At 39.2% G+C, this 23,047-nt stretch carries 16 protein-coding genes; all 16 read right to left on the bottom strand.

Annotated features, from left to right (window positions below; genetic code table 11):
* Positions 1 to 12: 12 nt before the first annotated feature.
* The 16 genes from PK547_01315 to ppsA all read right to left on the bottom strand — a co-directional run bounded on the left by PK547_01315 (position 13) and on the right by ppsA (position 22,959).
* Positions 13 to 696 (bottom strand): hypothetical protein, encoded by a 684-nt coding sequence (locus tag PK547_01315; GenBank protein ID HPR91356.1) that lies wholly within the window; start codon positions 694 to 696, stop codon positions 13 to 15.
* Positions 697 to 701: 5 nt separating this feature from the next.
* Positions 702 to 3,317, bottom strand: a complete 2,616-nt coding sequence (locus PK547_01310) for an AAA family ATPase (protein HPR91355.1) — start codon at positions 3,315 to 3,317, stop codon at positions 702 to 704.
* 202 nt (positions 3,318 to 3,519) lie between these two features.
* Positions 3,520 to 4,764 carry a cysteine desulfurase family protein gene (locus PK547_01305; GenBank protein HPR91354.1) on the bottom strand — a complete coding sequence of 415 codons (1,245 nt, stop codon included), beginning with the start codon at positions 4,762 to 4,764 and terminating at the stop codon, positions 3,520 to 3,522.
* Complete coding sequence (locus PK547_01300) at positions 4,715 to 5,131, bottom strand: iron-sulfur cluster assembly scaffold protein (GenBank protein ID HPR91353.1); 417 nt, start codon at positions 5,129 to 5,131, stop codon at positions 4,715 to 4,717. The genes PK547_01305 and PK547_01300 overlap by 50 nt, the downstream gene beginning before the upstream one ends.
* Positions 5,118 to 6,338: a cysteine desulfurase gene (locus PK547_01295; protein ID HPR91352.1), complete on the bottom strand. Its 1,221-nt coding sequence runs from the start codon at positions 6,336 to 6,338 to the stop codon at positions 5,118 to 5,120. The genes PK547_01300 and PK547_01295 overlap by 14 nt, the downstream gene beginning before the upstream one ends.
* Before the next feature lie 39 nt (positions 6,339 to 6,377).
* Positions 6,378 to 6,857 (bottom strand): SufD family Fe-S cluster assembly protein, encoded by a 480-nt coding sequence (locus PK547_01290; protein HPR91351.1) that lies wholly within the window; start codon positions 6,855 to 6,857, stop codon positions 6,378 to 6,380.
* A gap of 3 nt (positions 6,858 to 6,860) precedes the next feature.
* Positions 6,861 to 8,198, bottom strand: a complete 1,338-nt coding sequence (gene sufB / locus PK547_01285) for a Fe-S cluster assembly protein SufB (GenBank protein HPR91350.1) — start codon at positions 8,196 to 8,198, stop codon at positions 6,861 to 6,863.
* 3 nt (positions 8,199 to 8,201) lie between these two features.
* Entirely contained in the window at positions 8,202 to 8,879 is a 678-nt protein-coding gene (locus PK547_01280) for an ATP-binding cassette domain-containing protein (protein HPR91349.1), read from the bottom strand.
* 99 nt (positions 8,880 to 8,978) lie between these two features.
* A complete protein-coding gene (gene rpoC, locus PK547_01275; GenBank protein HPR91348.1) occupies positions 8,979 to 12,656 on the bottom strand; it encodes a DNA-directed RNA polymerase subunit beta' in 3,678 nt (1,225 codons plus the stop codon).
* Between the two features lie 30 nt (positions 12,657 to 12,686).
* A complete protein-coding gene (locus tag PK547_01270) occupies positions 12,687 to 15,893 on the bottom strand; it encodes a DNA-directed RNA polymerase subunit beta (protein ID HPR91347.1) in 3,207 nt (1,068 codons plus the stop codon).
* A gap of 228 nt (positions 15,894 to 16,121) precedes the next feature.
* Positions 16,122 to 16,352, bottom strand: coding sequence for a hypothetical protein (locus PK547_01265; protein HPR91346.1), 231 nt, complete (start codon positions 16,350 to 16,352; stop codon positions 16,122 to 16,124).
* A 3-nt stretch (positions 16,353 to 16,355) separates the two neighbouring features.
* Positions 16,356 to 17,375, bottom strand: coding sequence for an endolytic transglycosylase MltG (gene mltG, locus PK547_01260; GenBank protein HPR91345.1), 1,020 nt, complete (start codon positions 17,373 to 17,375; stop codon positions 16,356 to 16,358).
* A gap of 6 nt (positions 17,376 to 17,381) precedes the next feature.
* On the bottom strand, positions 17,382 to 18,461 hold the full coding sequence (locus PK547_01255; protein HPR91344.1) for an FtsW/RodA/SpoVE family cell cycle protein: 1,080 nt from the start codon (positions 18,459 to 18,461) through the stop codon (positions 17,382 to 17,384).
* Positions 18,462 to 18,466: 5 nt separating this feature from the next.
* Positions 18,467 to 19,291, bottom strand: coding sequence for a hypothetical protein (locus tag PK547_01250; protein HPR91343.1), 825 nt, complete (start codon positions 19,289 to 19,291; stop codon positions 18,467 to 18,469).
* Between the two features lie 51 nt (positions 19,292 to 19,342).
* The gene (locus PK547_01245; protein ID HPR91342.1) at positions 19,343 to 20,563 is read right to left on the bottom strand and encodes a hypothetical protein; all 1,221 of its coding nucleotides are present in this window, start codon (positions 20,561 to 20,563) and stop codon (positions 19,343 to 19,345) included.
* On the bottom strand, positions 20,560 to 22,959 hold the full coding sequence (gene ppsA, locus PK547_01240; protein ID HPR91341.1) for a phosphoenolpyruvate synthase: 2,400 nt from the start codon (positions 22,957 to 22,959) through the stop codon (positions 20,560 to 20,562). The genes PK547_01245 and ppsA overlap by 4 nt, the downstream gene beginning before the upstream one ends.
* Between the last annotated feature and the right edge of the window lie 88 nt (positions 22,960 to 23,047).

Raw genomic sequence — 23,047 nt, 5'->3', positions numbered from 1 at the left:
CTTTTTTGTTTTTTACTTCAGCATCAAAATACCTAAAGAGACACCAATAATAACCAATGTTTGCGCAAGAATAGTTTTAAGAGATTGTTCTGAAAGGTCTTCCCTAAACCTTTCGTTAAAGTAAAGACTCCAGAGCATAAGAAAAAGAGCTTGGCCAAAGGGGTTTAACGGCAAAAGTACCGCTAACCAAGCAAACTGAACAATCGCAAATAAGTAGATTAAGTCTTGCAATAGATTGTCCCCCAAACAAGCTGTTTCATTATTGGCTATTTGCAAAAGCAATCTAAAACCGCTAAGCAGAAGAATCAAACTAACTCCGAAGGACAAATATTGATTTAAACTATAAACCCAAAAAAACCACGTAAAAGCCAGAAGCCAAAAAAATATTTTTAAGCGCGCTTGATAAGAAAAAAGCGGATAATCTTTTTTATCAAGCTGCCCAAGAAAAGCAATATAAAGCCCCAAGAAAATAATTAAACCAGTTGTTTTGTTGACAATGCTGCTTAGGGCTAGAGAAAGAAAAGCAATAAAAAACAAAAAGTAGGTATTGTGCCAGGCTAAACCGCTTAATAATTTCCAAACAGCCAAAACTAAAACAGCCAAACCGATACTGAGCCAAAGCGGCCAACTAAAAAATAAACCTACAAGCAAAAGAAAAGCATACAAAACAACAAAAAAGATGGCCCCCTTTTTCATTTTAGTTATTTTTTTAGAGGCGTTAGCTTTAAATCGTTCCCCTCAACACTTACTTTCCAATCGGAATTATTCCTGGCGACACCGCTAACAATTTTATCCGCCAAGGAATCTAAAATATGACGCTCGATAAAACGTTTAATTGGTCGAGCACCGTATTCTGGGTCATACCCATGTTCGGCAATATAGTCTTTGGCCTTGCTATCAAGAGTAATGGAAATATTTTTTTGCCTTAAACGTTTGTTGATTTGCTCAATTTGCAAATCTACTATCTTACGGATATCTTCCAAAGTTAGAGGGTTAAAAACCACAATTTCATCTAAACGATTGAGAAACTCTGGTCGAAATGTCTCTTTTAACGCCCCTAGCACCTTTTCCTTATATTCGCTAAGAGAGGGCGCTTTCTTTTTTTCACTATCAGAAAAACCAAACTGACTCTGAGCAGTAATATACTCGCTGCCAGCGTTAGAGGTCATAATAATAATGGTATTTTTGAAATTCACGGTTCGTCCTTTGCCATCGGTGAGCCTGCCATCGTCCAAAACTTGAAGCAAGATATTAAAAACATCAGGATGCGCTTTCTCCACCTCATCGAAAAGAATAAGACTATAGGGTCTATGTTTCACTTTTTCGGTAAGTTGTCCACCCTCATCATAACCAACATATCCTGGTGGTGAACCAATCAATCTGGCAACCGTATGTTTCTCCATATACTCAGACATATCAAAGCGTAGAATAGATTTTTCGTCGTTAAACATGTATTCTGCTAGAGAACGCGCTAGCTCTGTTTTGCCTACGCCGGTAGGACCTAAAAACATAAAGGAGCCGATGGGTTTGTTTTCCTCCGTAATTCCAGAACGACCACGCCGAATAGCCCGTGATACCGCGCTGACAGCTTCAGTTTGTCCAATCACCCGGTTTCCTAGAATATTCTCCATATGCATAAGCTTCTGAGACTCATTCTCAAGCATTTTCGTTACTGGAATACCTGTCCATTTTGAGACAATGCTAGCGATATTTTCAGAGCTTATCTCCTCTTTCAAGTAATGTTTGCCACGTTTACGCAATGTGTTTAATTTAGCTTGCAATTCCTGCAGCTCTTTATTCTTCTGAGGAATATCACCATATAAAATCTTGCCTACTTTTTCTAACTGGCCCTCTCGTTCGTAAGTTTCCACTTCTTCTTTAGCCATGCTAATCTCCCTACTTAAAACATTGATTTTTTCAACCGTTTCTCTTTCTTTCTGCCAATCATTTTTCATTTTCGACACCTCTTTACGATATGTCTCTATTTTATTTTTCAAAGTTTTGTCCTCTTTATTGCCAGCGGCTCTGTCTATTTCTAGGCGGCGCAATTCTTTTTCGGCATTTTCCAGACTTTGGGGAGTGCTATCAATTTCTAAACGCAACGAGGAGGCGGCTTCATCAATAAGGTCGATGGCTTTATCTGGCAAGAAACGGTCGGTGATATAACGTACAGATAAATCCACCGCTGCGCGTATCGCTTCGGGAGTAATTTTTAATCCATGGTAAGTTTCATATTTTTCTTTCAACCCTTCTAAAATAGCAATAGTATCCTCGGCCGTCGGCTCTTCTACTATCACTGGTTGAAAACGGCGAGCTAAAGCCTGATCTTTCTCTATAGAATTTTTGTAATCATCAAAAGTGGTTGCCCCAATCGTCTTGAACTCTCCCCGAGAGAGTACTGGCTTTAAAAGAGTCGCAGCATCAATCGATCCTTCTGCTCCGCCGGCGCCAACAATAACTTGAAGCTCATCAATAAAAACAATGACTTGCCCCTGTAATTTTTTAATTTCATTTAGGACTGCTTTTAGCCTCTCCTCAAACTCTCCTCTAAATTTGGTGCCAGCAATCATGCTGCCCAGGTCCAATGAAACAACTCTCTTGTTCTTTAAGGATTCGGGAACTTCATTTTTGACAATTCTTTGAGCTAAAGCCTCCACAATAGCAGTCTTTCCCACGCCCGGTTCACCTATTAAGACGGGGTTATTTTTAGTGCGACGAGAAATGACTTGCATAATTCTTCTCAGCTCTGCTTCTCTTCCAATCACAGGGTCTAACAAATTTTTGCGAGCCATTTCGGTTAAATCAGTCGAGTATTTTTCTAAGGCTTTGAAACTAGCTTCAGGGTTATCATTGTTAACCGTTGCGCCATTACGAGTGATTTTAAGGTCCTCCAAGAGCTTAGCCGAAATTAACCCCAATGATTTCAAGATATCATTGGCACTATTATCTGTTAAGCTAATAGCAATAAAGAGGTGTTCGCAAGCGATATATTCGTCCCCCAGCTCTTTGAGAAGAGCGTGAGCTCGCTCAAAAATTTGAATTACTTCTGGGGTTAAATAGAGCTGTCCAAAATTGGCGCTTTTGGCGCTTGGACTGGGCATAATTTTTTTAAGCTCTTCTTCCGCCCTGCGAATAAGACTATCTACATTCACCCCCTCCATTTCTAACATGGGCTGAATTAAAGTATCGCCTTCTTTGAGCAAGCCCAAGAGAATGTGAACTGCTCGTATTTCTAAATGAGAGTTCTCTATGGCAATTTGTTGGGCTCTTTCTAAACTAGATTGAGCTTTTAGTGTAAATTTATCTAAAGATGGCATAGTGATAGTTTTCTTAATCCTGTTACGTTACGAGAGTATTCCGAATTCTAATATTCTGTCCTTCGGACAGATTATAGCAGGCTGCTACCTGATATATTCTGTCCTTCGGACAGATTATAGCAGGCTGCTACCTGATATATTCTGTCCTTCGGACAGATTATAGCACAAGAAAAATATAGTGCCAAAACTTCTTTATATGAACTTAAAGCGTATTTTTGAGTGAGAGTAATTGGGTATAAAGTCCGGCAGTTAGTTGAGCCGCATGCTTGACATTGTCATAGTCTAGAGAACGTCCAAAGCTAAACCGCACTGATTCCTGAGCCCTTTCTTTATCGTGATAAAGGGCATAGATAACATGGGAAGGCGTCCCTAAACTAGCAGAACAAGCAGCGCCTGGGCTAGCTAATACACCTTTTTCACTTAAGCCAGCCACCATGTCCGAGGCTAAAATGCCAGGAAAATAACAATTAATTATTGAGGGAACAGAGGCATTCAAATCTCCATTCAAAAGAATGTGAGAATGATACTCTTGCAAGGTCTCCCAAAAAAGGGAGCGTAATCGAAACAAACGTTCATGGTCAGATGCTGAGTTTTGCTTAAGAATTTCTAGTGCCTTAGCTAGACCGATAATAGCTGGCAAGTTTTCCGTGCCTGCTCTTAAATTAAATTCTTGATGCCCTCCTACTATAAGAGGAACGATAGTTTTTAACATCTGGGAATTAAAAATAGCTAATCCCCCAATGCCCTTGGGGCCATTAATTTTGTGCCCAGAGAAAGTAAGGCAGTCTAAATATTTTAAATCAGGCCAATGGAAATAATTCAAACCTTGGGCAGCATCGCTATGGAAATAAGGATAAAGAGTTTTCTGCTGGTTTTTAAATTTTGCCAAAGATTGACCTATAGAGAGAAGCGGTTCTAGGGACCCTATTTCGTTATTGACAGCCATAATAGAGACCAATACCGTTTCTTTAGTAAGGGCTTTCTCTAAAGTACCAATATCCACCAGGCCATTTTGACCAACTGGTAAGATAGTGGTAGTAATAACGCCTTCGTTTTTTAATCTTAAGATAGGAGCAATGACGGAATCATGTTCTATGGCGCTATAAATAATATGAGGCTTTTTCTGTGTCGGCAGTTTTATGCGAGAGCAACTTTCTATAATCCAATTATTCGCCTCGGTAGCCGAACTGGCAAAAAGTATTTCTTGGCTCCTAACGGCAAAATAATCAGCCACAATTTGCCGATTATAGGTTAGAGCGCGCGCAGCTAATTGCCCAGCAGCGTGAACAGAGTTAGGGTTAAAATAGATCTCACTATAATATGGCCCCATAGCTCGCAATACCTCCTCGTAAATAGGGGTAGTGGAAGCAGCATCAAGATCTATCCAAGGAGGAACGCTATTTTTTGCTTTTCTTTTGAACAGCAGGTTTAAATTTTGAAGAAACATAATTTTGCCAAGTTTTCCAAACTAAATAAGCGCATTTTTTTCTTACAGGACTAAAATTAAAATTTAAAGATTTAAGGAATACTTTCTCTTCTATCGGTTTAGGAATTTTCCCTTTCTCTATTAAGGCACACATCGTTTCCGCCCCCAAAGCTGATAAACTGCAACTCTCCCCATTAAATAGCGCCTGCTTGATATGACCATCTTTATCTAGTTTTAATTGTAAAATGATTTTATCACCGCAAGATTCGTTTACCCCTAAAAGAGTAACATCGGCATGGGGCAATAAGCCCCGATGTTTCAAGTTGGCGCTTTCCCCCACTAATTCTAAAAGACTTGTAAAAGAAGTCTCGGGTTTATTTTTTTTCATAATTTATCGATCGATTAATTTCTTGCAGCGTTTTGAGGAAATATTTTACTTCCTTCAAAGTGTTATATGCCCCAAAGCTGAGGCGAGCCGACGCTGGTATTTTGAGCCAACTGTGTAATGGTCCGGCACAATGCACTCCCGCCCTGACCATGATACCCTTCTCGGCTAAAAGCTCGCTCAAATCATGCGCATGAATGCCTTTAAGATTGAAGGCAATAATACCACAACGATCTTTGATTGTCTGGGGTCCCAAAATGGTAACCTCTTTAATATCTTTTAATCCGGATAAGGTATTTTTTACAAGCAATTTTTCTTTTTCTTGAATGGCAGTAAAGTCCGCTTCATTTAAATAGTCGATAGCGGCCCCCAAGCCAATAGCTTCGACATAAGCTGGTGTCCCGGCTTCAAATTTTCGCGGCAAATTAGCCCAACAAACAGCTTGGCCATCAAAATCATTTATCATTTCTCCGCCGAGAAGAAAAGGCTCCGTTCTGGCCAACCATAATTTTTTCGCATAAAGAACCCCTATACCAGTAGGTCCATACATTTTATGCCCAGAAAAAGCCAAAAAATCACAATTTAGATCGGCGACATTAAGAGATAAATGAGGAACTAATTGGGCGCCATCCACTAATACCAGAGAGCCTGCTTGATGGGACAGATTAATAATTTCTTTGAGAGGACTTATGGTTCCCAAAACATTGGTCACCCCGGCGATTGCTACTAATTTAGTTTTAGAAGATAATGTTTTTCTAAATTCATCTAAATCAAAATAACCCTCACTATCCAGGCCAATCACTTTTAATTTCACGCGATGCGTTTGGGCTAGTTGCCACCAAGGAAGATAATTACTATGATGCTCGGCGATAGAGAGAATAATTTCGTCTCCTTTTTTAAAATAATCTCTAGCTAAAATTTGGGCTATTAGGTTGATGCTTTCAGTAGTATTGCGAGTAAAAACAATTTCCTCGGCACTTGCCCCTATAAAGCTTGCTACTTTCTGCCTGGCAGAATCATAAGCAATAGTGGTCTTCTCTGACCAATAGTAATTCCCTCGATAGATATTGGCATTGAACGAAGTATAAACCTCGTTCATAGCATCTAAAACGCTTTGGGGTTTTTGAGTTGTTGCGGCATTGTCAAAATAAACCAAAGGGATTCCCTTGGCTCCTTTTTTCTTCAAAATAGGAAAATAGTCTTGAGACATACCTTCAAATTTTAGCACAAGAATTAAATATCCGTATGTTTAGGTAAGATTGGTATAATTATTTTCCAAATAGCTTCTAAGCCAATTCTTATCAACCCCTCGACTGTCTAAATAATTGAGAATATCCTTATTTAAACTGCCAAAAGCTAAGCTATGTTTAAGGTGGCTATCCTTATGACGAAGGGTGATCTGCTGTTTAACAAAAATACGGCTAGCTTCATCAAATAACAAACCTTTTAAATTTAGATTAATGGAAGCCGCTTTCGCTTTGGGAGTATCTTTGGCAGTAAAAATTAAATGGCAACGGCTGCCATTGCAAATAAAAAATTTACCCTCCACATTAGCAGTACTCTTTGCCCCTGTAAGTAAAATAGACAAAGCATACTCATAGGTTTTAGACTCTTTAAAACTGCCTGTTACAGTTAGGTTTAATTGATGATATGCTGGCACTCTGAAAGAAACTGGTTGAGCAGATTTTAACGCATTTAAATTAAGAACAACCTCAGTTATTTTAGACATAAACTAGATTGAAGTAGAAAGAGTAAGCGCTAACATTTGTTTAATTTCCAAAAGATAGTCAGCGGGAAGCCAATGGCTGAGGGGCTCATAAAAGCTCAAAATAAGGATTAAATAGGCTTCCTCTGTGCCAATCCCCCTGGTCGCCAAATAATTTAAAGTCTCTTCTTCTATCTTGAAAAGGGAACCTTCAACTTCTGTTTTGGCAGTAACATTGTCTAGTTCAGTTATAGGCTCGGTAACGTAGGTGGCTTTATTGCCAAAGAGAATGTTATCACAACGAGAAAAATTACTGGCTGAATCAGCCGTATTCTTAATTTGCAAGAAGGGTTGCCAGTAACTGTACCCCCCATCAAAGATAAGACTTTTAGAACTAATGTCTGTCAAAGTATTTTTCCCTGAATGGATGACTTTAGCGCCACTATATTGGGTCTGCCCTTTGGTAAGAGAGTTAATAGATTGATAAATAGCCCGGCTATTATCTCCTCTCAAATCTGATAAAGGATATTTGACTGTTAATTTAGAACCAAAATTAGCATCCATCCATTCAATTTGACCGTTTTTTAAAACTTTAGCGCCCTTGGTGGCAAGATTATAGACTTCTTTAGACCAATTTTGGACTGCTCCATATCTTACCTTAGCCCCTTCGTTCACAATAACTTCTACCACACCTGCATGTAAACTCCCTCCTGCAAACATCGGCGCAGTGCAACCTTCCAAATAGGAAACTTGGCTATCTGGTTCCGCAATAATCAGAGTTCTTTCAAATTGGCCAAATTCTTCTCTATTGATCCGATACAGGACCTGGATAGTTTTGTCTACTTTGACACCCTTGGGAACATAAAGAAAACTGCCACCTGAAAATAGGGCTGTGTTTAAGGCAGAAAATTTATTGTTATCAGTGGCAATAACGGATCCAAAATATTTTTGCACCAATTTGGGATATTTTTGAATAGCCTTATCAATACTAGTAAAGATAACTCCCTCTTTTTGCCATTTCTTTTCTAGCGAGTCGTAAACCATTTCCGACTCTTCTTGCAATCCTATACCGCCCAGTCTCAACATATCGTCTTCGGGTATGCCCATGTTAGCCATGAGCTGAAAAAATTCCTGATTCTTCTTTTTTTTCCAATCGTCTGGATTGATATCAGGTTTTAGGTAATATTTTAAATCATGCAAATTAATCTTAACTAAGGGCACTAAAAAGGCAGGCAAAGCAAGCTTTATAAATTGTTTGAGCGCATTTAGCCGAATTTCTCTCACCCAAAGGGGCTCCTGCTTTTGGGCGCTAACAGCAAGCACTACTTTTTTTAATTGAGTATAAAGTTGTTGATCCTCTTCCATAAATTAAACTCGATTTTTTACTATAGTTCCATTTTTCAAAGTTAAACTTTGGTCTGCCCGCAAGGAATTTTGCCAATTTGCCTGATGGCTAATAACCAAAAAAGTAGTATTTTTCTTTAAGGTTAAAATAATTTTGGCAAACATTTTTAATGACCGGGTATCTAAACCCGCCTCTAATTCATCAACAATGGCTAGACGAGGACGCAGAATTAACAATTGCAAAAATTCTAATTTTTTTAATTCTCCCCCCGAAAAGCCCACCCCCAAAGGGCGGTTTAATACTTCTTCGCCCAGTCCCAAAGTTTTTCCTTTGACCAAAATTTTTTCTTTACCGAAAGGTTCTTTAGCAAAATTATTAGAATCAAGATATTCAAGAAAATCTATAGTTTTTAGACTGTCTATGACTGGAGTTTTTTGCCAGGCTAGAAAAATACCTAATTTAGCCCTTTCTGGAGCGGAGAGTTTGGTAATATTTACACCATCAAAATCAATCAAACCCTCTTTTACAGTATAAGCATCAAGTCCCATAATGGCTCCGGCCAAAGAAGTCTTCCCGGCGGCATTAGGTCCCAAAAGCAACGTTAAACTATTTTCTGGCAAAGTAAAATTTACCCTAGTTAAGATATTTTTACCGCTAGCGGCAATGCTAAGACCTGCAACCTTTAAAAGTTTTTTTTGCATTTGGATAGCCATTAATCAAGATTAATAATAATGATAAGAAAGAAAAAAATAGGGCTCACACTGCCCTATCTTAATCTAAAAACCTAATTTTAGCAATTCTTAATTCTCTGTCTGGGCCTCGGCTTTATAACCGGTACCAGCTGGAATCAACCGTCCAATAATGACATTCTCCTTCATACCTCTTAAGTAATCTATCTTGCCTTCAAGAGCAGCTTCAATTAATGTATAGGCAACTTTCTGGAACGAAGCAGAGGCCAGGAAGCTGTTGCTGTTTTCTGCCACCTTAGTAATGCCTGTAAGAACTTGAGTAGCTTCAGGAGGTTTTTGCTTATTCTTGACCATCTCATCACGCACATCTAGATAACGGTATTTGTCTACAATTTCACCGGCGACAAAAATGGAATCTCCCGCATCGGTAATTTGCACCCTAGAAAGCATTTGTCTGACAATCAGTTCCAGGTGTCTGTCATTAATGGCCTCGTTGACTAGGCTATAAACAGCCCTAATTTCTTGGATAAGATATTCTTCTACTGCGCGCCGGCCAGCTACTTTGTGCAGAACCTTGGGATTGAGACTGCCTTCAGATAAGGATTGTCCGAGCTGAACCCTATCGTTCTTTTTAACATAAAGATTAAGCTCCTTGGCCAAATAATAATCCCAGTTGCCGAATTCATCGATTTTAACATTACTCTGAATAGCAGAATGATTACTGGCGCGACCGCGTTTGGTAACAGCCTTCTCTTTCGCTACAATAGGAGTCACCTTAATTATATGATAAGGACCATCGGCGACAATAGAATCTACGATACCCTCAACTTCTACCACTGGCACTTCCCCTTTGGGCGGGCGCGCCTCAATAATTTCTTCCACTCTAGGCAAACCCTGGGTAATATCAACGGCTCTGGCTACACCGCCACTATGGAAGTTCTTCAAAGTTAATTGAGTACCCGGCTCACCAATAGATTGAGCAGCCACCACACCAACAGCTTCTCCGAGCTGAATCATTTTATTAGTAGCCAAATCCGCTCCATAACATTTTTGGCAAACACCTACATGAGATTTGCAGGTAAGCGGTGTTCTTATTTTAACTAGAGGGTTGGACAAATGATCAATTTCACGAGCCACTTCTCTGGTAATCATTTCCCCTGCCTTTAGATTCACTTCCCCTTCTTGGAAATCTTCGGCTAAGCAACGGCCATAAATAAGGTCATAGAAAGATTCGTGCAATTTTTGAGCATAATCTTTGGTAGCTTCAATAAAGATATCGGTATGGCAATCTTCTTCCCTAATAACCACAGATTGCGCCACATCAACCAGTCTTCTTGTTAAGTAACCAGCATCAGCCGTATGCAGAGCGGTATCGGCTTGACCTTTACGACTAGCATGGGTGGACAAGAAGTATTCCAAAGCGTTCAGACCTTCCTTATAAGAAGCTTTGATAGGTAATTTGATAATTTCGCCAGCAGGATTAACTACTAGGCCTTTCATACCCATCATTTGCATAATTTGATTCCAACTGCCACGAGCGCCAGAAGCAATCATGGTATAAGTAGCTTCGGTAGGGTCAAACAATTTCTTTACAGAATCACTAATTTTATCCGTAGCCTCTGTCCAAAGAACAATTTCTTTTCTTTCTTTTTCTTCTTTAGTGAGCAAGCCTTCATTATATTGTTCCTCTAAGGAAGCCACTTGGGCATCAGTGGAGTTGATAATAGTTTCTTTCTCAGGTACCTTATGAATACTATCCATAGACCAGGAAAGCCCTGCCAAAGTAGCGTATTCAAACCCGAGGGTTTGAATGCCCTTAATCAACTGAGCAGTAGTATCCACGCCATATTTTTCAATTAACTTGTTAGTAAGAGAAGAGAAGTCTTTAGAAACTAAACTTTGATTAATGAAGGGGTAATCATCAGGCAAGTTGCGATTGAAAATAATTCTGCCCACAGTTGTTTCCGTAGCTTCGGCTAATGGTTTGTATTGCATGTCGCCCTTTATCTTGCGAATCTTAACCACGGCTCGTAAATCAATTTGTCCATAAGTCTGCGCCATTACGGCTTCGTCTTCATCATTAAAAGCTAAGCCTTCTCCTTTAGTTCCCGGAATATTTTGGGTGAGCCAAAAGCAACCGGCAACCATTTCGTGACGCGGAGACATAGCAGGCGCCCCACTAGCAGGTTTTAAGAGACCAAGGGAGGAAAGCATTCTTGTCTTAGCTTCATTTTGGGCCTCGTCAGAAAGCGGTAAATGAACAGCCATTTGGTCTCCATCAAAGTCGGCATTAAAGGGTTCACAGACAAGGGCAGGAATTCTAATAGCCAAACCCTCCACTAGGGTGGGCTTAAAAGCTTCAATACCTAAACGATGAAGAGTGGGGGCGCGATTGAGTAAAACCAATTTATTTTTAATAATTTCTTCGAGAATTTCCCAAACTTGATCGGTGCCATCTTCTATCATTTTGTGGGCAGCCTTGATGCTAAATACCAATCCCCTTTCTTTTAACTCCTTAATAACAAAAGGTTTGAAAATCTCCAAGGCCATTGTTTTAGGAATACCGCATTCATCTATGTCTAATTCTGGTCCGATAACAATTACGGAACGACCAGAAAAATCAACTCTTTTACCTAATAAATTTTGCCTGAAACGGCCTTGTTTGCCTTTAAGGATATCAGCCAAGGAGCGCAAGGGTCTGTGTTGAGACTGTTGCAAAGCGCTGCCACTATTGCGACGCATGCCGTTATCGAGCAGAGCATCTACGGCTTCCTGCAACATTCTTTTTTCATTACGAATAATAACCTCTGGCGCCTTAAGCTCCATCAATTTTTTTAAACGATTATTTCTATTAATAACTCGTCTGTATAAATCATTTAAATCATAAGAGGCATAGCGTCCGCCATCCAGCTGAACCATGGGGCGCAAATCAGGAGGAAGTACGGGCAAATTAGTGAGAAACATCCATTCTGGACGAGCCTTGGAAGCAATAAATTGCTCAATCAGTTTCAAGCGGCGATTAATTTTTAAAGCGCTTTCTCCCACCGCTTTGGCAAGACGCGCCCTTAAGTCTTTGGCTACAGCTTCTAGGTCAATATCTTTGAGCAAATTAAAAATAGGGGTACTACCAGTTGAAGCTTCAAATATCTGTCCGTATTTTTTAGATAAATTGTAATACTGAGCCTCGGAAAGCACTGCCTTGCGTTCAATGCTTTTAGCTTCGGTTTTGGCAGCATTATAAGCATCAAGTAGAGATTGCTTTTGATCACTGTCAACCGCCTTTAATTTACTCTTATATTCTTTATCAATATCGATGAGCACTTGTTTCTTAGCCTCTTCATCAACTTTAGTAATAATATAGGCTGTATAATAAACTACTTTTTCAATTTGGGGCAAAGGAATATCTAAAACTAACCCTATGCGAGAGGGTAGGTTTCTAAGGAACCAAATATGAGCTACGGGCACGGCTAAACCAATATGTCCCATACGCTCACGACGCACTATAGATTTTGTGACTTCTACTCCGCATTTATCACAAACAATCCCCTTATAACGCATTCTCTTATATTTTCCGCAAGCGCATTCATAATCCTTAACAGGACCAAAAATTCTTTCAGAAAATAAACCGTCTTTTTCTGGTTTTTGGGTGCGGTAATTAATTGTATCTGGTTTGATAACTTCACCGTGAGACCAACTTTTAATTTCTTCTGGAGAAGCTAAACGCAATCGCAACGCATTGAAATTATAGTTGCTGGTACTAGTATTGTAATTATTAAATTCTAAGTCCATGACAAAAATTTAAAACGTTTTGAATAAAGTTTAAGCTTCTGGCACACTACCACTCTCTGCTATTCCTGAGACATTATTAATGGTGTCAATAGTGAGGGAAAGAGCTTTTAACTCGGCGGTAATAACATTGAAAGCGGCGGGTATATGGGGAGGTTTAATGGCCTCGCCCTTGATAATAGATTCATAAGCAGCGGCGCGACCGATAACATCATCTGATTTGATGGTAAGCATTTCTTGCAAGGTATAGGCAGCGCCGTAACCTTCCAAAGCCCAGACCTCCATTTCTCCGAATCTTTGTCCACCCATGTGGGCACGACCGCCTAAGGGTTGCTGTGTAATCAAACTATAGGGACCAATGGAACGCATATGAATCTTATCGGCTACCATGTGGTCTAGCTTCAGCATATAAACCTTGCCTACAGTAATTTTTTGTTTAAAAGGCTCCCCCGTATAACCGTCATATAAAGTAACCTGACCAGATTCTGGTAACTTAGCTTTATTTAATTCTTCTTTGATTTCTGTTTCAGTTGCTCCATCAAAAGGAGGCGTCACCGCATGATAGTTCAATTTATCCGCAGCCCAACCTAAATGAGTCTCTAAAATTTGACCAATATTCATTCTGGAGGGAACGCCTAAAGAATTCAAAATAATATCAACAGGGGTACCGTCTTCTAAATAAGGCATATCTTCTACAGGCAAAACTATAGAAATAACACCCTTATTGCCATGTCTGCCAGAAAGTTTATCCCCCACTCTTACTTTACGTAGTTCTGCTACCTCTACCTTTATTTGCTTAAGAGTGCCGACATCTAGTTTGTCACCTTCATCACGAGACAAAATTCTAATATTAGTTACACGACCGCGACTGCCATGTTTTAGAACCAAAGAGGTATCTTTCACATCACTAGCTTCTTCGCCAAAGATAGCTTTTAACAGCCTTTCCTCTGGAGTTAAATCGGTTTCGCCCTTATGAGATATTTTTCCTACCAAAATATCGTTATCTTCTACTTCGGCACCGATACGTACAATACCCTCTTCATCTAGATTTTTTAATTTGTCTTCAGAAACATTAGGGATATCCGGTGTCGTCATTTCCGGTCCATTTTTAGTATCTCTAACATCCACTACAAATTCTTGCAGTTTAATAGAAGTAAAACGATCATCGGCTAAAACTTTTTCTGATAAAATAATAGCATCTTCATAGTTGTATCCCCTCCAGGGCATAAAGGCAACAGTTAAATTTTGTCCAATAGCCAAATTCCCCTTCTCCATAGCTGCGCCATCAGCAAGAAGATCGCCTTTTTTCACCTTAGCGCCTTTTTCCGCTCTAGGCTTCTGCATCAAACAAGTAGATTTATTAGTTAAAACAAAATTCTTTAAAGGATAATTATGAACTTCCCCTTTGATATCTTTAATAGCTATATGCTGACTGTCTACTTCGGTTATCTCACCATCATGGCCAGCCGTTAGAAGTTGCCCAGAATCACGAGCGCCCACACTCTCAAATCCCGTCATTACCAAGGGAGCTTCCGGTCTGATACAAGGCAGGGCTTGCTCTTGCATATGCGCAGCCATAAGGGCGCGCCGAGCATCATCGTGCTCCAAGAAGGGAATTAGGTTAGCAGCCAAAGAAAGAATTTGCTGAGGAGAAACATCAACATATTCAATATCTTCGGACTTATATAAACCAGGCTCTGCTTGAAAACGGGCTTCCACAAAATTTTCAGCTATTTTTCCAGCTTCATCCAATTTGACACCACCTTGAGCAATCTTATATTTAGCTTCAGTAAAGGCATCCATCCACACAATTTCATTAGTCACTTTCTTTCCAGTGACCTTGGCGTAAGGAGTTTCTATAAAGCCATATTTATTAAGACGACTATAGAGAGCCAAATAAACCACCAAACCGCTGCTTTGACCTTCGGGTGTTTGAATAGGACAAATTCTACCATAGTGGCTAGGGTGAACATCTCTAACTTCAATAGTAGCTCTCTCCTTAGTGAGACCACCTGGACCGGAAGCGGTTAAACGCCTTTTGCACTCTAGCTCATCCAAAGGATTGGTTTGTGCCATAAATTGCGAGAGCTCTGAAGTATTCAAAAAGTCTTTGAGGGCAGAACTCAAATAACGAGGACTAATCAATTGCGCTGGAGTTAAACTCTTGGGGTCATATGTAGACATCCTGTCTTGTACCCCCCTCTTCAAGCGCATAAGTCCGATACGTACTCTTTCTTCCAACAATTCGCCAGTGGCTCTCACGCGGCGATTGCTTAGATTATCAATATCGTCTGGTTCAGCCTCAGGGTCATTATTAAGTTTTATAATTTCTCGGAGAGTAGCAATAATATCTTCTTTGGTTAAGAGATAATTATTATAATCTTCAGGGTCAGAATCAATGCCCAAACGCTGATTAATTTTAAAGCGACCAACACGAGCTAAATTATAACGGTCGCGACGAAGGAAGACTCCATCAACAAAGTTTTTGGCGTTATCTAAAATAGCCAAATCGCTTGGTTTCAGGTGGCGATACATTTCTAAAAGCGCTTCATCTCTGCTGTGCGTTGGGTCCTTAATCAAAGTATTCTCGATGTATTGGATTTCGTTATCTTTTTCTATACCGGCAAATAACTGCTTGATTTCCTCATCGGTTTCAATTCCAAAAACACGAAGCAAAATAGTCGCCGGCATTTTGCGCTTTTTATCAATTCTAACATTAATGACATCATTGCCATCCGTTTCGAATTCCAGCCAAGAGCCATGGGCAGGTAAAAGTTTGGCTCCGAATAGTTTGCGACCCTGTGAGTATTCCATAGTAAAGAAAACTCCAGGGGAGCGAATAAGTTGAGAGACTATAACTCTTTCTACACCGTTTACTATGAAAGTGCCCTTATCGGTCATTAAAGGAATATCGCCGAAATAGACACTTTGTTCGTTTTGCCCCTTGGTCTTATAATTATTTAATCTTAAGTTAATATTTAGGGGCGCTTCATAGTTCAGGTTCTTTAATTTGCATTTGTCCTCTGTAGCTTTCGGCTCTCCAATAGTATAATCCAAAAATTCTAGGCTCATGTCCTTGGTCGTGTAGTCCCTAATAGGAGAGACTTCTCTTAAAAGATTTTTGATGCCCTCTTTTATGAAATAATCATAAGAGTCTTTCTGGAATTGCACCAAATTGGGAATTTCCATTAAGGCTTTGTTGTGAGAACCAAAAACTTTTGTTTTAAGAAGCTGCTGCATAAAAATGAATTTATTCCTAAAATTATATAAAGGCTAATAAAAAATACCTTAGGGGTCCCCTATTCCATAAACAAATAGCAATTCTGTCAAATGAAAAAGAGGCACAAAAAAAGGGCCCTAAAACAAAACAGAGGGCTTATAACCTGTTCCCATGAAAGTTATAAAGGTGACGCGCCACTTATAAGAAAGTTTTATGGTTGTAACTAACGATATGAGCGTCTACTTGCCTTACTGGCTATTCTTTTGCCAGAAGACAATGGTTTTAAATATCGTTTGGGCTACTCTTTTAGAAACTAAGCTAGTATCGTCCACTACCTTTAATTTCCAATTAATAGTCTGTGATAGCTTTATATTACTCACTTTCAAGTATTTGTCAAGATTGTTGAGGATAAGGTCGGCTTCAGGTACGGAAAGAGACTGGCGTTTACCCTTATAATCAAACGATAAATTAAATGGCATAAGTTATTTGAGATATTTAGCTTTGTTTAATAAGTGCTCCTCATAGGTCTTAGCAAAAATAGTATGTGAATCTGCCTGAGAACTTAAATAGTATAAATAATTAGATGATTTAGGGGCTAGCGCCGCTTGAATAGCTTCAAAGCTCGGATTACAAATGGGCGTGGGCGGCAATCCAGGATATTTATAAGTATTATAAAGAGAATGACTCTGAAAGTCATTATCGGTAAGGTTACAGCTTGCGGCTCCGTTGCTTTTTTTAATATAACAGATGGTAGCATCCACTTGAAGCGGCATGCCAATAGCAAGACGCTTTATTAAGATTCCCGCCACCAAACTTCTATCTTGAGGGGAAATAACTTCTTTTTCCAATAAAGAAGCCAAAATTATGTTATCCTTAAACGAGAAATGCGAAGCCTCTATTTTTGTTTGTAAGGGCTGATAAACTTTTTTGCTAAAATTATCTAACATAGTAATAAGAATCTCTTTGCTGGTCATATGAGGGTCTAAAAAATATGTATCTGGATAAAGCAGACCGTCGGGGTTATCTGTCCCCCAGCTCGTCAGAAAAGGATAATTGGCTTTCTCGCTTTGAGGCAGCAAACTTAAATCAAACTTATCTTCAGAAGTAATGAGTTTTTTTTCTAGCAGCAGCGTTTTTACATCAAAAATACTAAACCCTTCAGGAATCGTCACTTTAAAGGCAGGATTAGTTTGTCCGCTAGCAATTTTTTTCGCAACGTTATTAATAGAGACACTACCCTGAAAATTATAATTTCCAGCCTTAAGATTTCTTAAGTCTCCATGCCAAGCTAACCAAACTTTAAAAATTTCAGGAAACTTGATGACACCCGCTTGAGCTAAATTAGAAGCAATAGTATTCACACTATCCCCCTCTTTAATATCTATGGTTATGCCTTGTTCTGGAAGAGTAATCTCATAATTACTAAGGCCCCAAATCAAAAGAAGGGAACTTAGGAGAATAACCCCCAAAATATTATTTAATTTTCTGCGAGAGAAAAACATTTTTTCTTAACTATTCTGAATAACAATATTACTAACAATCCCTAGGGCCACGAATTCTAAAAGAAGGTGAGAACCGCCAAAGCTGACAAAGGGCAAGGGTAAGCCTACGATAGGCATAACGCCTAAATTCATACCCAAATTCACTACAAAGTTCAAACATAAATTAACCGTAATTCCGGTAACCACTAATTTGGTAAAATTTTCTGGCAAATTTAAACTAATCTGGGTAAGGTTATAAAAAATAATGCCAAAGGCTAAAAGCACCAAACTTACTCCCACAAATCCCAATTCTTCTCCTAGGGCAGAAAAGATAAAATCCGTTTGCGCCGCAGGTAAAAAACGCAATTGAGTTTGCGTCCCCCAGCCTAGACCTTTTCCCAGAAAACCGCCTGAACCCAAAGCAATAATAGCTTGTCTGGCATTATATTGACTCCCTTGCCAATCTTTATCGTTAACAAAAAAAGAAAGTAAACGTGTTTTTTGATAAGGCTTGAGACCGTAGGACCACGCTAATCCGCCAATAAGAGCAAAAACCACTACTAACAACAGGAATTGTTTGAAACGTAATCCGGCTAAAAGAAGCATGCCAAACCAAATACCAAAAATAACAGCTGCTCCGCCTAAATCTGGTTGTAAAATAGCCAAGCCCATAGGAATAGCAGCATAAAGACCAGAAATCAGAATATGCTTAAATTGCCAAATTTCAATATTACGATTGCTGAAGTATTTGGCTAAAATTAAAATCACTGCTAGTTTGGCCAGTTCAACTGGCTGAAAATTAAAAAAACCTAAGTTCAACCAACCAGAAATGCCGTTAACTCTAATACCCGCAAACAGCACTATCGTCATCATGAGCACTGAGGCAAAATAAAAAACCAAGAGAAAAGAAGAAGAGTTTCTGAATAATCTATAATCTATTAACCGAAATAGACCGTAAACTGCGCAAGCAATTCCTAAAGAAATAAGCTGTTTCTTCAGCAATTGCCAGCGATTAGTTTCCGAACTGGAAAGAGAGGCGATAATTAAAATCCCTAAAAAAGCTAAAATTGCTACTGCCCCCAGTATCCATTTAAGAGAAGTGCGCATAGAAATTAATAACGATTATCTACCGAAAAAACATCGGTATGGGCCTTACGGTAGCATACCGTAGCGCCTAAAGGCAAGGACTCTCGCCAAACCATGGTCGGTACGCCACGCATATCTTCAGTGGTAACATTGTCTAAATAAATCTGATTAAAGCTTAATGGCTGTCCGGTTTTTTTATCACAAAGCATCACATCCACAAAGGCCCTTTTATAGTTTAGAGTGGAACGATTAACCAAATCTGTGGTAATGCTAACTGGACTGGCTTTCTTGGCATTATCGTATTTCATTTTCAAGCCGACTAGTTCCAAGACATCGCCAGTATTGCTGACCGCCGCGGGAACCTTTTTCCAGTCTGAAAAAGAAATATTGGAATCCACATCAAAGCGAACTGAAACTGGCTCAAAAGTATTATTATCGGCTAAGGCCTTAGTTTTAGCTATTATTTTCTCTTCACCTGGCAGGATATAAAAAGGCTCATCCAAATCTATTCTTAGCGCCTCTCCATTTCTATTGGTTAAAGTAAAATGACCTTGAATACCAGTTAATCCATATTTAGTATTAGGATTAAAAATTTTCGCCACTAAATCATGGCCTTTAAGTTTATAATCCAAAATATACGTATTTTCGATTACCAATGGTTTTAAATCTCTCAAATCACAGGCTAAACATGGTCCGCCGCAGTCTATGGCATCTTCATTTTGATTTTGTTTATTATCAAAACAAGTAGGCTTGGGTTTAAAAATATTTCTTCCTATGAGAACTAAAGCCAAAATAATTAAGACCGTAGTTAGTCCGATAACAATTTGTTTTTGATTTCTGTAACTAATCATAAAACCATACAAAAAAAATAAAACTAATACATTATAACAAAAAACTGACTTTTAAGAGTTAATCTCTTTCTCTATCTCTGCCAAACGGTTGTATTTCAACATTCTTTCTTGTTGAATAGGCGCGCCAGACTTGAAGGCGTCAGCTCCAATCCCAACAGCAAGGTCAGCAATAAAATCATCGTTAGTCTCACCGCTTCGGTGGCTGACTACTGTTTTAAACCCATTTTTTTGAGCCATCATGGCTACCTCTATAGTTTCAGAGATTGTGCCAATTTGATTGGGTTTAAGAATCAAGCCATTGAGGGCTTTTTCTTCTATGGCGGTAGCCAGCCTATCAGGATTAGTAGTGGTGAGGTCATCCCCTATTAACCATAATTTATCTCCCCAGAGAGCATTCAAATTTCTAAAACCACTATAATCATTCTCTGCATAAGGGTCTTCTGCGGACAATAATTCATAGCGATGAAATATTTGGGTGTAGTAATCGGTTAGCTCCGACGCAGTAAGACGATTGCCCAACAGCTCATAAGTATTTTTGTCTTGATTGTAAAAACTATTAGCAGCCATATCTAGTCCAAGATTAAGGAGTACTCTTTCTTGTACGTTCTCTTTAATGTCCATAAGAATTTCTAAACCCTTTTCTGGGTCATCCTCAGGAACAACAAACCCGCCTTCATCGCCATGAATAATGGCTGGGTATTTGTTGGTTAGGTAATCTTGCAACTTCGTTAGAACATTATGGCACTGTTCTAAGCTAACTACTGCCGATTCCGTGCTAGGAATAATAAAATACTCTTGAAAAGGCAGGTGCGCGCTAGTTATAGCCTTGCCGACATGTTCTCCTCCATTGATGAGGTTAAACATTAAATAAGGCAAATGCAGGTGGTTATTCTCTCGCCCGCTTAAAATAGCAATAGCCTGATAAAGAGGTAGATTTTCTTCTAAAGCAAATAGCCGCCAAAAGGCTAGGCTTAAAGCCAATAGAGTATTACTACCTAGATTGTTTTTATTGCCTGTACCATCTAAGGAGAGTAAGTATTCATCAAATTCAAAGGGATCGACAAATTCTTTTTTCAGTAATTTTTCTTCCAAACTTTTAATTATTTCAAGAGCAGCTGGTACATCTTTAGTAACCGCTTCCAAAGAGCCTTTGCTTTTTCCGCTAGGAACACTGTCTGTCGCCTTATTTTTAGCTGTAGCCAAAGTTATCTGCAGGGTATTATCACCGCGAGAGTCTCTAATGCTAGCAGCAAAAAGTGAATTAAGTTTCATAACTCTATTTTTTTGGCGGTCAGGGCTAATGCTGTTTTCACTATACTGTCTGGGTTCAGCGATAAATTATCTATTTTTAAATCCATAAGAATTTTAGCAAATTCAGGGTAATCTGAAGGCGCTTGGCCACAAATGCCAATATATTTCCTCATACTCTTGGCTGTTTTAATGAGGGTCTTAATCATGGTTACTACCGCCTCATTACGTTCATCTCCTATCTTGGCCAATGCACGATTATCTCTGTCTAAACCCAAGACAAGCTGAGTAAGGTCATTGGACCCAATACTAAAGCCATCAAAAATACGCAGAAACTGTTGGGCAAGGATAACATTTGCGGGAATCTCTGCCATCATATAAACTTTGAAGTCTTTTTGATTTGGTTGCAAATCATGCTTCTTCATAATAGCAACAACTTTCCGAGCTTCTTCAAGGGTACGGCAAAAAGGAATCATGGCATACACATTTTTCAGACCAAATTGTTCACGCGCTTTTTTTAACGCCATAAGCTCAAGCTCGAAGGCGGGTTGAAACTTTGGGTCATAATAACGAGAAGCACCCCTCCAACCTAGCATAGGATTTTCTTCTTTGGGTTCGAAGAGGTCTCCCCCCAAGAGACTTGCATACTCGTTAGTTTTGAAATCAGAAAATCTTAAAATAACTGTTTTGGGATAAAAAGCAGCCCCAATTTTAGCAATCCCTTCAGCCAACTTATCCACATAAAAATCAGCTTTATTGTTATAACCTACTGTTAATTGAGCAATTTGTTTTTTCAGGCCAATATTTTTTATATCTTGGTAATTGAGCAAGGCTAGCGGATGAATTTTAATACGAGAAGAAATAATAAATTCTTCCCTGGCCAGTCCCACTCCGTCATTGGGCAGAAAAGAATATTCAAAAGCTTCATCTGGATTACCCATATTAAGGGTAAGCTTAACTGGCAACTTTGTTCTTTGTGTCAAATGATACTCCTTTACAGACCAAACTGTTTTCCCTTTCCAAATAAATCCCTCTCCGCCGCTAGAACAATCAACTGTTATTTTCTGTCCTTTTTTAATTTTTTTACTGCCATTTCCCGTGCCGACAATGCAAGGAATACCTAATTCGCGAGAAACAATAGCCGCATGACTAGTCCGACCACCTTCATCAGTCACTATAGCTTTAGCGATTTTCATGATGGGTTCCCAATCCGGGTCCGTCATTGTAGTAACCAGAACTTCACCTGGTTTAAACTGCCCTATTTGCTTCGGAGACAAAATTATTTTAGCCGCGCCTTCAGCAATAGCAGAACCAACAGCGGCGCCTTTGACAATTAATTCTCCTGGGGTAGTCATGACATAGTCCTTGACCACAGAATAATCTTTCTGGGATTGAACTGTTTCAGGGCGCGCCTGCACTATATAAAGTTCGCCGGTTAATCCGTCTTTAGCCCATTCTATATCCATTGGTTGCCATGCCCCTTTTAATTGAGAGTAATGCTTCTCGATTTTTAGCGCCCATTCTGTTAATTTTAAAACCTCTTCATCTTTCAAAACAAAACGCATTTGTTCTTCCTTAGAGGTAGAAATCCTTATAACCGCTCCCAATTTTTTAGGATTATAAATTAATTTTTTATTTTTACTGCCTAAAGTGCGGCTAATAATAGCAGGGTAATTAGTTAAAAAAGTGGGTTTAAAAATTTCGTATTCATCACCGACAACTTGCCCCTGCACAGCCGTCTCTCCTAATCCCCAGACAGCGCTCAAAACCACAATATCCTTAAAGCCTGTTTCTGTGTCCAAAGTGAACATAATACCAGCCCCACCCTTGTCGGAGCGAACCATTTTCTGCACTACGGCCGAAAGATAAACCTCCATTGAAGTAAAACCTTTATCAGCCCTATAAGATATAGCTCTGCTAGTGTAGAGCGAGGCAAAGCAATTTTTTACCGCTATAAGCAAATCTTTTTCGCCTTTTACATTGAGATAGCTCTCCTGTTGGCCAGCGAAACTGGCATTGGGCAAGTCCTCCGCCGTAGCCGAAGAACGAACAGCAACATCTAGGTTGGTGGTTTTATAAAGCGCGCTTAGTTCTCCATAGGCTTTGGAAATATCCCTGGCCAAATCATCCGGCATTGCGCCTCCAAAAATTAAACCCCTGATTTGCTTAGATTTTTTCTCTAAATCAGCTACTTTTCTAGGATTAATGGTCTTTAAAATTTCACTGACCGGAGTTTCTAAATGGTTATAGGCTAAAAAATATCTATAAGCTTGGGCGGTAATGGCAAATCCATTGGGCACAGGTACTCCTTCTTGTTTTAAATGGCTATACATTTCCCCCAACGAGGCAGTTTTGCCACCCACGAGGGAGACATCCTTAGTAGTAATGTCTTTCAAGAATAGAATGTATTTGCTTGTCATAAATTTTAAAAACTAAATTTTAATTGAAATCTAAATAACTAAATGCTTGAAAATCATTATCCTCCCCTTGTTTTATAAACTTTCTACC

It is taken from the genome of Candidatus Paceibacterota bacterium (genome assembly GCA_035404205.1).
Lineage (GTDB): Bacteria > Patescibacteriota > Minisyncoccia > UBA6257 > JAVHQB01 > JAVHQB01.
The sequence above is the reverse complement of the archived record's forward strand: the minus strand, read 5'-3'. Positions and strand labels throughout refer to the sequence as shown.